Source organism: Aeromonas sp. HMWF016 (assembly GCF_963878195.1).
Taxonomy (GTDB): Bacteria; Pseudomonadota; Gammaproteobacteria; order Enterobacterales; family Aeromonadaceae; genus Aeromonas; species Aeromonas lacus.
In genome coordinates this window covers 86,451-100,482 of sequence record NZ_CAWNWX010000017.1, presented here as the reverse complement: position 1 = coordinate 100,482, position 14,032 = coordinate 86,451, and the positions used below count along the sequence as shown (strand labels likewise).

At 63.2% G+C, this 14,032-nt stretch carries 10 protein-coding genes; all 10 read left to right on the top strand.

Translation table 11 applies throughout. The features are described from left to right. The coding region (gene tssK / locus AACS24_RS02140) for a type VI secretion system baseplate subunit TssK (RefSeq protein ID WP_108572219.1) at nucleotides 1–1,010 on the top strand (1,010 nt) is incomplete at its 5' end. 23 nt (nucleotides 1,011–1,033) lie between these two features. Next, entirely contained in the window at nucleotides 1,034–1,813 is a 780-nt protein-coding gene (gene icmH, locus AACS24_RS02135; RefSeq protein ID WP_033114647.1) for a type IVB secretion system protein IcmH/DotU, read from the top strand. Between the two features lie 19 nt (nucleotides 1,814–1,832). Beyond that, entirely contained in the window at nucleotides 1,833–4,475 is a 2,643-nt protein-coding gene (gene tssH, locus AACS24_RS02130) for a type VI secretion system ATPase TssH (protein ID WP_108572218.1), read from the top strand. A 2-nt stretch (nucleotides 4,476–4,477) separates the two neighbouring features. Beyond that, nucleotides 4,478–6,016, top strand: a complete 1,539-nt coding sequence (locus AACS24_RS02125) for a sigma-54 interaction domain-containing protein (protein ID WP_108572217.1) — start codon at nucleotides 4,478–4,480, stop codon at nucleotides 6,014–6,016. Next, nucleotides 6,016–6,621: a type VI secretion system-associated protein VasI gene (vasI, locus tag AACS24_RS02120; protein ID WP_108572216.1), complete on the top strand. Its 606-nt coding sequence runs from the start codon at nucleotides 6,016–6,018 to the stop codon at nucleotides 6,619–6,621. Before AACS24_RS02125 ends, vasI begins: the two co-directional genes overlap by 1 nt. A gap of 9 nt (nucleotides 6,622–6,630) precedes the next feature. After that, complete coding sequence (gene tssA, locus AACS24_RS02115; RefSeq protein ID WP_108572215.1) at nucleotides 6,631–8,073, top strand: type VI secretion system protein TssA; 1,443 nt, start codon at nucleotides 6,631–6,633, stop codon at nucleotides 8,071–8,073. A 42-nt stretch (nucleotides 8,074–8,115) separates the two neighbouring features. Beyond that, a complete protein-coding gene (tssM, locus tag AACS24_RS02110; RefSeq protein WP_108572214.1) occupies nucleotides 8,116–11,613 on the top strand; it encodes a type VI secretion system membrane subunit TssM in 3,498 nt (1,165 codons plus the stop codon). Nucleotides 11,614–11,659: 46 nt separating this feature from the next. Continuing rightward, nucleotides 11,660–13,090, top strand: a complete 1,431-nt coding sequence (locus tag AACS24_RS02105; RefSeq protein WP_108572213.1) for a VasL domain-containing protein — start codon at nucleotides 11,660–11,662, stop codon at nucleotides 13,088–13,090. A 302-nt stretch (nucleotides 13,091–13,392) separates the two neighbouring features. Next, nucleotides 13,393–13,680 carry a type VI secretion system PAAR protein gene (locus tag AACS24_RS02100; RefSeq protein ID WP_033114654.1) on the top strand — a complete coding sequence of 96 codons (288 nt, stop codon included), beginning with the start codon at nucleotides 13,393–13,395 and terminating at the stop codon, nucleotides 13,678–13,680. A 10-nt stretch (nucleotides 13,681–13,690) separates the two neighbouring features. Continuing rightward, nucleotides 13,691–14,032 (top strand): contractile injection system protein, VgrG/Pvc8 family (locus tag AACS24_RS21770; RefSeq protein WP_258223055.1); only part of this gene is annotated, 342 nt, incomplete at its 3' end.

Genomic DNA, 14,032 nt, shown 5'->3' with positions numbered 1-14,032 from the left:
GGGTCAACGAGGTGGGGCAGGGTGGTCAGGTCGCTACCCGACTGCAGGCCCATCGCCACGATGTGCGAGACCTGCACAGCGAAGGGGGGGACGTGGTCTCCCTCGAGGTGGGGCGGGTCAGCCTGCGCCTGATGCTGGAGCGGGAGGATCGCAGTGCCTACGCCTCCCTGGCCATTGCCCGCATTCTTGACAAACGTCCGGACGGCGGTCTGGTGCTGGATCCCAACTTCATGCCCTGCAGCATCAGCGTCTCTGCCATCCCGACCCTCAAGCGCTTCCTCGGCGAGTCGGCTGGCCTTGTGGCCGAGCGTGCTCGCAGCCTCTCCCAGCGCATCGCGGCGCCGGGGCAGCAGGGGGTCGCCGATGTGGCCGAGTTCATGATGCTGCAGCTGCTCAACCGCGCCCAGCCCCAGCTCTCCCATCTGGCGCGACTTGGCACCCTGCACCCCGAGCGGCTGCATGAGGCGCTGGTGCAGCTGTGCGGCGAGCTGATGACCTTTACCGACGAGTCCCGTCTGCCCCCCGAGTTCCCCGCCTATCGTCACGACGATCAGCAGGTGAGCTTCGAGCCGGTGATGCTGGCCCTGCGTCAGGCACTCAGTACCGTGCTGTCGCCGCGTGCCGTCTCCATCCAGCTGCGCAAGCACCAGTACGGCATCATGGTGGCCATGGTGAGCGAGAGCGAGCTGATGCAGAGTGCCGACTTCGTGCTGGCAGTGCGTGCCCGTATGCCGCAGGAGCAGCTGCGCAAACAGCTGCTGCAGCAGACCAAGGTGGCCTCCAGCGACAAGATCCGCGAGCTCATCAGCCTGCAGCTGCCGGGGATTCCGCTGCTGCCGCTGCCGGTGGCGCCGCGCCAGCTGCCCTACCACGCCGGTTACAGCTACTTCCAGCTCGACCGTCAGAGCCCGGCCTGGCAGATGCTGGCAGTGGGCAACACGCTCGCCTTCCACATCGCCGGCGATTTCCCCGAGCTCGACATGCAGCTCTGGGCCATTCGTAGCCAGTGATCGCACCAAGGAAACAAGCAGAGATGACCACGGACATTATCAAGAACGAGCAACTCAGCGACCTGCTGTTCGATCATGCCGAGCAGCTGGACATGGATTCGGACTACTGGTTCCGCCTGCGTGGCCAGAGCATCAACCCGATGATCGATGCGGTGACCCCCTTGCTGGGGCTGGTGCAGCGGGTGCGCCTGCTGTCGCGTTACGATCGGGTGCCCGAGCTCTATCAGCAGGTGGTGACCGAAATCCAGGCCATCGAGCAGGAGTTGATGGCTCAGGGTTACGAGAACGGGGTCGTCCTCTCGTTTCGCTACATCCTCTGCACCTTCATCGATGAGGCCGTGATGGGCCGTGACTGGGGCAGCCAGAGCGAGTGGTCGGAACATTCGCTGTTGACCCGTTTCCACAACGAGACCTGGGGTGGCGAGAAGGTGTTCGTGCTGCTGGCCCGCCTGCAGGAGGATCCGGAACGTTACCGCGACATTCTGGAGTTTATCTATCTCTGCCTCTGTCTCGGGTTTGAGGGGCGTTACAAGGTGATGAGCCAGGGGCGCGAGGAGTTCGAGCGCATCGTCCGCCAGCTGCACAAACAGCTCGCCCCCGAGAGCAGCGGCGAGGCACCCAGCGTGTTTCACCTGGACCTCGGTCGGCAGGCGGCTCGCTACCAGCTGCGCAAGCAGGTCTCCCTGCGCACCCTGTTCATGGGAGGGGCGCTGATCCTGGCCATCATCTTTGGCCTCTATCACCACCAACTCAATAACCAGACCCAGGACGTACTTCGTCAACTGGGCGAATTATTAAAATAAGTACTAAGGAGAGCACGCCTTGATCCGTATAGAACTGCCAGTACTGGTGGAAAGACTCAACCCTATCTGCCGTCACATGCTGGAGGAGGCCGCGGCCCTCTGTGTCAACCATCAGGGAGCCGAGATCCGCATCGAGCATCTGCTGCTCAAGATGCTGGATACGCCGCTCAGCGATGTCCGTCTCATCTTCAAACGCGCCGACGTGGAAGTGGAGGAGCTCAAAACTCTGCTGCAACCGGCGGCTGCCGACAACGGCTATGGCCAGGGTTATCCCTCCTTCTCGCCGCTGCTGGTCGAGTGGCTGCAAGACAGCTGGCTGCTCGCCTCCGCCGAGATGCAACACGCCCAGCTGCGTAGCGGCGTCATGCTGCTGGTGCTGTTGATGACCCCGCAGCGCTATTTGTCCGGTTCGGTGACCCGTTTGCTGGCCAACGTCAATCGCGAGCTGCTGCGCCAGCAGTTCGACGAGTGGGTCAAGGAGTCCGCCGAGACGCCGGTGACCAATCCGGCCAATGGCAACACGGCACCGGCGGCACTGCCGACCGACGCCACCCTGCTGGCCCGCTTTACCGTCAATGTGACCGAACAGGCCCGTCAGGGTTCGCTCGATCCCGTACTCTGCCGGGATCACGAGATCGATCTGATGATCGACATCCTCTCCCGTCGCCGCAAAAACAACCCCATCGTGGTGGGCGAGGCGGGCGTCGGTAAAAGCGCCCTGATCGAGGGGTTGGCCCTGCGCATCGTGGCGGGTCAGGTGCCCGAGAAGCTGCGCGGGGTCGAGCTGATGACGCTGGATCTTGGTGCCATGCAGGCGGGCGCCTCGGTCAAGGGGGAGTTCGAGAAGCGCTTCAAGGGGGTGATGCAGGAGGTCAAGGAGTCGGTGCGTCCGGTCATCCTTTTTATCGACGAGGCCCACACCCTGATCGGTGCCGGCAACCAGGCTGGCGGCATGGATGTCTCCAACCTGATCAAGCCGGCGCTGGCCCGTGGTGAGCTGCGCACCATCGCCGCTACCACCTGGAGCGAGTACAAAAAGTATGTCGAGAAGGATGCGGCGCTCTCCCGTCGCTTCCAGCTGGTCAAGGTGAGCGAACCGAATGCCGATGAGGCCACGGTGATCCTGCGCGGCCTGCGCAGCATCTACGAGAAGGCCCACGGGGTGCTGATCGACGAGGAAGCCCTGCAAGCAGCTGCCCAGCTCTCGGCCCGTTACATCTCCGGCCGTCAGTTGCCGGACAAGGCGATCGACGTGCTCGATACCGCCTGTGCCCGGGTTGCCATCAACCTCACCACCCCGCCGCGCGCCGTCAGCCACCTGCAAAACGAGCTGCGTCAGCGCGAGCTGGAGATCCGCCAGCTGGAGCGCCAGCGCCTGATCGGGTTGGGTGACAACGAAGAACGCCTCGCCGAGCTGCAAGAGGAGCAGCTGCGTTGCCGCGAATCGCTGGCGGAGCAGGAGTCCCGCTGGCAGCAGCAGCAGGGTCTGGTTCACCGGATTATCGAGCTGCGTGCCGCTCTCCTGGCCGATCAGCAGGATGAGATGCTGGCCAGAGAGGCGCTGGATCTCGCCGATGCGCCCCTCGATCCGCAAGCGGCTGCCGAGCAGCTGGCCACCCTCGAGAGCGAGCTGGCCGACCTGCAGCAGGGAGAGGTACTGGTCTCCGCCCATGTCGACAAGACCCAGATTGCAGCCGTCATCGCCGAGTGGACCGGGGTACCGCTCAATCGCATCTCCCAAGGGGAGCTCGATGTGGTCACCCGTCTGCCGGAGTACCTTGGCGAGCTCATCAAGGGGCAGGATGTGGCGGTGGCCCACCTGCACAAGCACCTGCTGACCGCCCGCGCCGATCTGCGTCGTCCCGGCCGTCCGCTGGGGGCCTTCCTGCTGGTGGGGCCAAGCGGGGTCGGCAAGACCGAAACCGTGCTGCAGATTGCCGAGCTGATGTTCGGCGGCCGCCAGTATCTGACCACCATCAACATGTCCGAGTATCAGGAGAAACACACGGTTTCCCGTCTGATCGGTTCGCCTCCCGGCTATGTCGGCTTTGGCGAGGGTGGCGTGCTGACCGAAGCCATTCGTCAGAAACCCTACTCCGTGGTGCTGCTGGATGAGGTGGAAAAAGCGCACCCGGATGTGCTCAACCTCTTCTATCAGGCGTTCGACAAGGGCGAGCTGGCGGATGGGGAAGGGCGGATCATCGACTGCAAGAACGTGGTCTTTTTCCTTACCTCCAACCTCGGTTTCCAGACCATCGTCGAGCATGCCGAGCAGCCCGACGTGCTGCTGGATGCCCTCTATCCGGAGCTCGCAGCCTTCTTCAAGCCGGCGCTGCTGGCGCGGATGGAGGTGATCCCTTATCTGCCGCTCGGTCACGACACCCTGGTGCAGATCGTGGGTGGCAAGCTCAACCGGCTGGTCAAGCTGCTCAAGGCGCGTTTCGGTGCCGAGGTGGAGCTCGATGGCGAGGTGGCCGAAGAGATCCTGCTGCGGGCCAACCGCAGCGAGAACGGTGCACGCATGCTCGAATCGGTCATCGATGGCGCCCTGTTGCCGCCGGTCTCCCTGCAACTGCTGCAGCGTCTCTCGGCCGGTGAGCCCATCAACCGGGTTCGCTTCTCTGTGGTCGATCACCAGTTCGTGGCCGAGGTGGAGGGCTGACCATGGAACAAGCCCTCGCATTCGCCCTCGCGCTTACCGAGCAGCGCGACGAAGCCCACCTTTGCCACTGGTGGAGCTCGACCCTCCATGCCAGCTTTCAGCCAAAAGGGATCCTGCTTGGCATGCTGGATGTGAGCGGTCGCCAGCTCGAATGCAAAGGCTGGGTCAAGGGGCAGGAGGTGGCGCTGGGGCTGGCGGTGGATGACTTCTCCCATCCGCTCGCCTATGTGCTGCACAAGGCGCAGTCCCGTACCTGGGACTCCCTCTATGGCGGTGCCCGCATCGAGCACGCCGGTTTCCGCGCACTGCTGGCCAATCTGGGCCAGCAGTGCGGGCTGCACGCGTTCCCGCTGATGGATGGCAAGGGCAAGCCGTTTGCCGTGCTGGCCCTGCTCGATCGGGGCGAGGTATTGCAGGAGTGGGCCGAGGGGCCCGAGCTTGCCAGTCTGGCGCAGGTCTTTTGCAACCAGCTCACCCTTATTCGCGATCTGGGGCGCAGCCGCCGGGATCAGAGCGTGCTGCGCGACTCCCTGCGCCAGATAAAGGGTGAAGAGGATCGTCTGCGCCAGCACGAGAAACTGCTGGGCGAGCAGTTGATCGGCCAATCGGCGGTGATCTGCGGTCTGCGCGAGCAGATCGCTCAGGCGGGCCGCCACAAGCTGACCGTCCTCATTCAGGGGGAGACCGGCAGTGGCAAGGAGGTGGTCGCGCGGCTGGTGCACCAGTGCTCAGACCGGGCTCACAAGCCCTTTGTGGCCATCAACTGTGCCGCCATTCCGGAGAACCTCATCGAGAGCGAGCTGTTTGGTTATCAGAAGGGGGCCTTCTCCGGCGCGCTCAGCAACAAGAGCGGGCTGGTCGAACAGGCGAATGGCGGCACCCTCTTTCTGGATGAAGTGGGCGACATGCCTGCCGCCATGCAGGCCAAGTTGCTCAGGGTACTGGAAACCCGCAGCTACCGGCCGCTTGGCGCCGAGCAGGAGCGTCAGTCTGACTTTCGTCTCATCGCCGCCACCCATCAGCCGCTCACTCGCCATGTGGAGGAGGGGCAGTTCCGTGCCGACCTCTACCACCGCCTCTGCCAGTGCCTGCTGCTGATCGCACCGTTGCGCGAACATATGGAAGATGTACCGCTGCTCTGCCAGCACTTCATGGCCCAGTTTGCCGCTCAGGATGGCAAGGCGCTGGCAGGGTTGCAGCGCAAGTTTTTGAAGCAGCTGCAAACCTATGACTTCCCGGGCAATGTGCGCGAGCTGCGCAACCTGCTGGAGGTCGCCTGTGCCCATACCAACCATGGCGAGGAGGTGGGGCTGGAGGCACTGCCGCCAGAGCTGCGCGAGCGAGTCTGCGTCGAGCTGCCCGGCGCACTGGATGACTACAACCACATCCGCGATCTGCGCCGCGCCATGCAGCAGTACGAAGCCTCGGTGATCGAAGCGCGCCTGCGCTACTTCCAGGGCAACCGGATGCTGGTGGCGGAGAGCCTCAATATCCCCAAGCGCACCCTGGATCACAAGTGCCAGAAACTGGAGGTGAGCTGATGAGCCTGCTCGCATTGGTGCCGCTGCTGCTGGCCAGCAGTGCGGCGCAGCCATCCCCGGAGTTGGCCCAATTGCAGGCGTGCCGGCGCGAACCGTCGCCCTTGGTGCGCCTGGCCTGCTATGACGCCATCGGGAAAGATGTGCTCGGGAGTCAAGAGGGGGCGGTCTCACGCTCCCCTGCCTGGCAGGCGATCCTGACCCAGGAGCAGGGGCGTCAGCCTGACAGTCCCCCTTTTCTGCCACTGCTGGATGAAGCGGGTGGCAGCGTCACCCTGACCCGTCCTGCCCTGCGCGGTGCCACTCTGGCTATCGGTTGCGTCAACAGCATCACCCATATCCGGCTGCGGCTCGATAACCCCTGGGTGGGGGAGCGGGTGCAGATAGCCCTGGATGGTGAGCCAAGTCGCCAGTCGCAGAGCTGGTTTGTCCGGGATCAGGGGCTGCTGCTCGAGTATGGCCGCGGCTTGCCCGCCATCGAGGAGCTCAAGCGCTGGATCGGGGCTCGCGAGCTGCAGGTGCAGGCCGACAACGGCGCCATCCTGCGGGTGGATCTCAGCGGTCTCAAGGAGGCACTGCAGCCCGTGCGCCAGCAGTGTCGCTGGTAAGGGGGCGCAATGAGCTATCAACACCCTTGGTGTGCACGCCTGCTGACCCCTCTCTCTGTCGAACTGGTGAAGGGGGCCGTGCCTGCTGACGAGCCGCGCTGGGATTATGTCGAGACCGAGCTGGTCAAGCTGGGCTCGCTGGCCCACAGCCAGGTCGATCTCAATGCGGTAGCCGAGGCGTGCCTCGTGCTGCTGGAGAGCAAGACCAAGGATATGCGGGTGCTGGCCCAGTTGCTGCGCTGCCTGCAGCATCCGGCCAAGGCGACCCCCATGGGGACGGCAATCCTGCTGCTGGAGTGCTGGATCCGCGACTACTGGTCGCTCGCCTGGCCCGGCAACGCCACCCAGAAACAGCGATTGATGGTGCAGATCGTCAAGCGTTTTGAAGGGGTATTGCCACGGGTATCGGAGAGCGCCTCGGCGGCGGAGCTGGCCGGTTTGCTGGCTCGCGCCGAACAGCTGGAGGCGGTGTGGCTGGCGCTGTGTCCCGACAAGGGGGAGTTGCTCGACCCGCTGGTGATGGGACTGAAACGGGCCCAGCGCCAGCAGGTGGCACAGGCGCAGGCCGATGAGGCTGGCGCGCCGCAAAGCAGCGCGGCCGTGGCGCCAGGTGCCGCTGTGTCCGGCATTCCCGTCACTACCTCGAGTGCTGCGCAGGGGAGTGCGAGCTCGCGTCCGGCGGTGGAGATCGACAGCTCCAACGATCGGGCTTGGCGCCAGACCCAGCTCAAGGTGGCGGAGCTCCTTATCGAGCGTCAGCCGGAGGCCGCAGTGGGCTATCGCCTGCGTCGCCACGCTATCTGGGCCGGTATCACGACGCCTCCCATGACGGCGCAGGGCAACAAGACCCAGCTTGCGCCCATGTCGGTTGACATGGTGGATGAGTATCGCGCCGCCATGAACGCCGCCGATCAGGGGCTCTGGCAGCGGATCGAGCAGAGCCTGACGCTGGCGCCCTACTGGTTTGACGGGCACATGCTCTCGGCCATGGTGGCGCAGAAGATCGGCTTTGGCACGGTGGCGCAGGCCATCATGCAGGAGCTGGATACCTTCTTGCAGCGTCTGCCGACGCTGCGGGAGCTCACCTTCAGCGACGGCACCCCCTTTCTGTCGGCCGAGTGCAGCCGCTGGTTGCAACCAGCCAAGGGGGGGAGCAGTGACGGGCAAGGGGGTTGCTCTCTGGCCGAAGAGGTGGCTCTGCGCCATGGCGAGCAGGGGGTTGCTGCGGCGCTCGCCCTGCTTGATGAGCGGATGGCGCAACTGAAAGAGCCCAGAGCCCGCTTCCATGCACAACTGGTGCAGGCGGAGTTATTGGAACAGGAAGGCATGAATTCGCTGGCTCGCCAGCACTACCAGCACTTGTGGCAAGAGGCCACCCGTCTGGGACTGTCGCAATGGGAACCGGGGCTGGTGAGCCGTCTGGAACGTCATGCGACCGCCTTGGCGCAATGAGTGTCGAAATGAGTCATTGAGTCGGAGTTGAATCACAATCTTATGTTCAAAACCATAGTTACCTTTCTGCAGCAACAGCTGCCGAAACTGAAACCCTCCTGGCCTCTGCTCGGTGCGGTGCTCTGGGTTGTCGCCCTGATCCTGGTGTGGTGGCTGGGCCCCCGCATCGAGATCCGCGACGCTCGCCCCTTCGAGCCGCTGTGGGGGCGGGTGGTGTTCACCCTGCTCTGGCTCTGGCTGCTGCTGGGTGTTGTCTCCTGGCGCGTATGGCGCAAGATGCAGCAACTCAAGGCCGAGCGGAACCATGAGCTGGTGCTGGAGCAGGATCCGGTCAAGGGGATCCTCGATCGCCAGGCGCTCTTTCTTGACCGCTGGCTGGCAACCCTTGGCGAGCATCTGGGCAAGGGGGCGCTCTATGCCATGCCCTGGTATCTGGTGCTGGGCCTGCCCGGCAGTGGCAAGAGCAGCCTGATCCACCGCGCCAACCCGGCCAACAAGCTCAACCCGAGACTCGACACCGAGCTGCGTGAGGTGGCGCAGGATCAGCTGGTCGATTGCTGGCTGGGAGAGCAGGCGGTGATGCTGGATCCCGCTGGTGAGCTTTTGTCCCAACCCGATGGCGAGCAGGAGCCGCTGGCGCGCAAGCACGAGCGGCTCTGGCTGCACCTGCTCGGCTGGCTCAATGAACATCGTCGTCGCCAGCCCCTCAACGGGCTGGTGCTGACGGTGGATCTGGCCTGGCTATCCCACGCCAGCGTGGCCGAACGCAAGGCCTATGCCCAGCTGATGCGCTCCCGTCTGCAGGAGCTGTCGGCCACCATGAATACCCGCTTGCCGCTCTATGTCACTTTTACCAAGCTCGACCTGCTGCGCGGGTTTGACGTGGTTTATGAGCAGCTCGACAAAGAGGCCCGCGAGGCAGTGCTCGGGGTGACCTTCAAGCCGGACGAGCGTCAGGGCAAGGGGTGGCAGGATGATCTCTCCCTCTTCTGGGACGAGTGGGTCGACAACCTCAACCGCAACCTGCCGGCACTGATGCTGGCCGGGCTGGATGCCAGCCGCCGCAGTGCGCTCTTCTCCTTTGTTCGCCAGCTGGCGGGCCTCAAGGAGTATGTGACCGAGCTGCTTGCCGAGACCCTGGCCATCGAAGAGAGCAAGCCGCTGCTGGTGCGCGGTGTCTATGTCAGCTCCGTCTATCAGCAGGGGGTGCCGTTCGATGCATTTGCCCAGGCGGCCTCCCGCCGCTACAACCTGCCCGAGCCCATTCACTCTGCGCTGCGCGGGGAGTCCAACACCTATTTCGTGCGCAAGCTCTTCTCCTCCATCATTTTCCCCGAGGCCCATCTGGCGGGCGAGAACCGGCTGCATACCCTCTATCGCCGCCGCCGCATGGCTATCGGCCTCAGCTGCTTGTCGCTCTTCTCGGCAGCCCTCATCGGTGGCTGGCACTACTTCTACCGGGTCAACGAGGAGGCCGGTCGCAACGTGCTTACCAAGGCGCAGGCCTTTATGGCCACCAACGAGGTGGCCGATGAAGAGGCGTTTGGCGTGAGCCAGCTGCCGCGTCTCAACCTTATTCGCGAGGCGACCTTCTCCTTTGGCAACTACCGTGAGCGGATGCCGGTGGTGGCCGATCTTGGCCTCTATCAGGGGGACGAGATCGGCCCCTATGTGGAAGGCTCTTACCTGCAACTGCTGAGCCAGCGTTTCCTGCCGGCCCAGATGCAGGGGCTGCTGGAAGATCTCGACCGTGCACCGGCGGGCAGCGAGGAGAAGCTCGCCATCCTGCGGGTGATGCGGATGCTGGATGACGCCTCCGGTCGCAACAAGGATCTGGTGGCCCAGTATATGGCGAGCCGCTGGCAGAAGGCGTTCCCGGGGCAGGGAGCGTTGCAGGAGCAGTTGATGGGTCACCTCAACTACGCCCTCGATCATACCGACTGGCATGCCGCTCGCGCCGCTCGTGATCAGGCCGCCATTACCGCCTTTGCGCCCTTCAAGGAGCCGGTCTACGGCGCCCAGCGTGAACTGGGCAAACTGCCCATGTATCAGCGGGTTTACCAGAATCTGGTGGTGAAGGCGGGCGATGTGCTGCCGCCGGATCTCAACGTGCGTGACGAGGTGGGCCCCACTTTCGACACCGTGTTTACCCTGCGCAACGAGAGCGCCGGTCAGGTGCCGCGCCTGCTGACCTGGCCCGGTTTCAGCGACTTCTTCCTCAAGCAGGACAAGGCGCTGCTCGACCTGACCGCCATGGATGCCTGGGTTCTTGGCCAGCGCAAGCTGAGCCAGCTGAGCGAGGCGGATCGCAAGGAGATCACCCGTCAGGTCAATGACCGTTATGTCACCGACTACGTCAACCAGTGGCAGAAACTGCTGACCAATCTGGATGTGCAGCCTCTGGAGAGCCCGGAGCAGGCACTCGATGTGCTCTCGGCCATCACCGGCAACGATCAGCCGTTCCAGCGGGTACTCGCCTCGCTGGATGACAACACCCGCATTCGCAAGATCTCCGATGTGGAGGGGGATCCCGGTCAGGCCATTACGGCACGGATCGGGCGTCCCTTCATGACGACCAACGCGGCGCTCAGTGGCCGTGGCGAACAGGGGCCGCTCATCTCCGAGGTGAATCAGAAGCTGGTTGATCTGCAACACTATCTGGAGCTCATCGTCAACGCGACCGAGCCGGGTCAATCGGCCCTGAAGGCGGTGCAACTGCGCCTGACCAACAAGTACGCCGACCCCGTATTTGCCCTCGAGCAGTATGCCCGTGGTCTGCCCGAGCCGCTCAACCGCTGGGTTGGCCAGCTCTCCGAGCAGACCTCCCATCTGGTGATCGATTTGGCCATGTCCTCCCTCAATCAGGAGTGGCAGGAGAAGGTGCTGACCCCGTTCAACAGCCAGTTGGCGGATCGCTATCCGTTCAACCCTAGCTCTGCCAAGGATGTGCCGCTCTCCGAGATGGAGCGCTTCTTTGCCCCGGGCGGCACCCTGGACAGCTTCTATCAGGTCAATCTCAAGCCGATGGTCGAGGGCGGACTGATGGAGGGTGAACTCAGCTCCCCCATCCAGGCCGAGCTGGTCAAGCAGCTGGATCGCGCGGCGCGCATCCGTCAGATCTTCTTCAGCCCGCAAGGCAATCTGGAGGTGCAGTTTGCTCTCGAGCCCATCGAGCTGACCGCCAACAAGCGGCGCAGCGTGCTGAATCTGGATGGCCAGTTGCTGGAGTATGCCCACGGTCGTCGCACCAAGGTGCCGCTGGTGTGGCCCAACACCATGCGTGACGGGGCCGAGAGCAAGATCACTCTGGTGCCGGCAGCTCGCGAGCGTTCACCGCGCAGCGAAGGCTTCGTCGGGCCCTGGGCCATGTTCCGCCTGATGGACAAGGGCGAGCTGACCCAGGTGAGTGACGCCACCTTCGATGTGCGCTTCCCGGTGGATCAGGGGGCCATGACCTATCGGGTCTATACCGACAGTGCCCAGAACCCCTTCACCGGCGGCCTGTTCAGCCAGTTCAGATTGCCCGAATCCCTCTATTGATTAGGTCGGGGGCACCTTGTGCCCCCTTCATCCGTTGGAAGCCGATATGTCACAGAATCAACAAGGCCAGCAGGCGCTCAAAGTGGGGCGTGACCCCAGAATGTTGCCGGAGTACGAAGCGCTGCGCGCCGAGATCAACAAGCTCAGTCACGCCTCACGTCCCGAAGTGGACTGGGCCCTGATCCACCATCTCGCCAGCCAGATCTTCGAAAAACATGGCGTCGATCTGCAGACCGCCATCTACTTCACCCTGGCCCGCTCTCGCCTTCAGGGACTGAGCGGTTTTACCGAAGGGTGCGAGTTTCTTGCCAACCTTATCGTCACCCAGTGGGATAGCTTCTGGCCGCCGGTTCATCAGGAGCGGGCCCGCATCGAGATGCTGGACTGGTTTATCGCCCGCATCAGCGACGTGATTCGCCAGTATCAGATCAGCCATGAGGACAAGCGGCTGATCTACCGCTGCGAGCGGGCGCTGCAACTCATCAGCGAAAAGCTGCACAACGCGGGTCTGAGCCGCATTCCCCGGGTCGAAAACCTGATCCACTTTATCGAGGGCTATACCCACCTCTTTGACGAGACCGAGATCGTCATCGTCTCCGACGAACCGGGTCTCAAGGAGGATATGCAGATCCCGCCGATGGTCTTCTTCAAATCGGATATGGATCACGAGCACGGAACGCCGATGGCATCGGTTGCTCCCGCTCTGCCGCAGGGCAGCATTCTGGTGGGGCGCGAGAAGGGGCAGGTCAAGCCGACTGTGCTCAAGATCGAGCAGCATCGCAAACAGCGTCCGGCCTGGTTCTGGTTTGGCTGTGGCCTGCTCAGCTGCGCCCTGCCGGTCATGGCATGGCTGGGCTGGCAGCACCAGCAGCAGGAGAAGGTGATTGCGATGCAGCGCCTGCAGCAGCCGGCGGCCGAGTTGCCGCGCGTGCTCAGCTATGACGATATCCGTCAGGCCCGCATCGTGCTGGGGGAGCAGGCGGTGCAAGGGATGGAGAGCGAGCTGGTGGCGCGCTATCAGGCCCAGCTGGACCGGCTGGAACAGACCTCGCCGCTCTACTGGTATCGCTATGGCGAAGGGCTGCGCAACTCGTTGCAGATGCTCTATCCCGATTCGCTGGCGGTCAAGGCGCTGGACAAGCAGTGGCAGAACGCGCTGGTGGGGCAGGGGAGCAATAACAACACCATTCCCACCTACCTTGATGCCCGTGCCGGTGTCGATGCGCTGATCGACCAGTTGCAGGAGCTGGAGCGTCAACGCAAGACGGTGACCATCTCCTATCTCAAATCCCAGCTCTATGAGGTGCAGAAAAACCTGATGCAGGAGACGCCATTCAGTCTGCGTCTGAGCGAGCTGGAGGCGAAGAAGGCTTCGCAGGAGCCCATCACCGCCGCCGAGTTGAAGGGGCTGGAGAGCGATCTGAAAGCGCTCAACATCCGCCTCTATCAGCTGCAGCAGGGTGATCTTGGTAGTTGATAGTGTTGCTGTGCGCAATATTTTGCGCACAAAAAAGTGAGAATAACCAGAAAGGCAACCTTTTGTAGTCAGGTTGCCATTTCTGCGCAATACCTTGCAGCCTAATCGCTTGCCGCATCGGCTGTTGGTGCATAATGCACTGATTTTATTTAAAAAATATTGAATGTTTGGAGTGGCACACTCTGTGCTGCCACGACGCAGCCTGTTTTGCCCCGTGCTTGCCGCTACAGCCTGTTGCTGTTGTGTGAGGGGCGTGGGGATAGGGCGCAGACCCGTTATCCCCGCTCATATGGAGAATCACTATGTGCCCGACTATCGCACTGCTCGGTGACATTGGCACCGACCACGACGGTTTTCACCCCTCACCGGTCAGCGCGGCCAGTCCCGATGTGTTCCTCGATGGTAAACCGGTAGCCCGCCAGGGCGATCCGCTGGAGCCTCACGACAAGCCCAACAACCCGCCTCATCCCCGCGCCATTGCCGGTGGGGTTGGCTCGGTGCTGGTCAACGGCAAACCCATCGCCGTAACCGGTACGGCGGTAGATTGCGGTGGCGTCGTGATTGGATCCGGCAGCGGACAGGCAGGATAAGGAGCAGATCATGGCACAAAGCACCGGATTGCAATTTACCGTCAAGGTGGGGGCGTTGCCCGAGAGCACCTTCGTCGTGGCGAGTTTCCAGCTGGACGAGGGGCTGAACCGGCCGTTCAACCTGCGCCTTGAGCTGGCCAGCAGCCAGCCCGATGTCGACTTTGGCGCCGTGCTGGACCAGCCCTGCGAGCTCATGGTGTGGTACAACGGCGAGTTGCAGCGCAGGGTGTGCGGGGTGGTGAGCGAGTTTGCCCAAGGGGACAGCGGCTTTCGCCGTACCCGCTATAGCCTTGAGGTCAAACCGGCTCTGTGGCGACTGGGCCTGCGCCAAAACTCCCGCATCTTTCAGGCA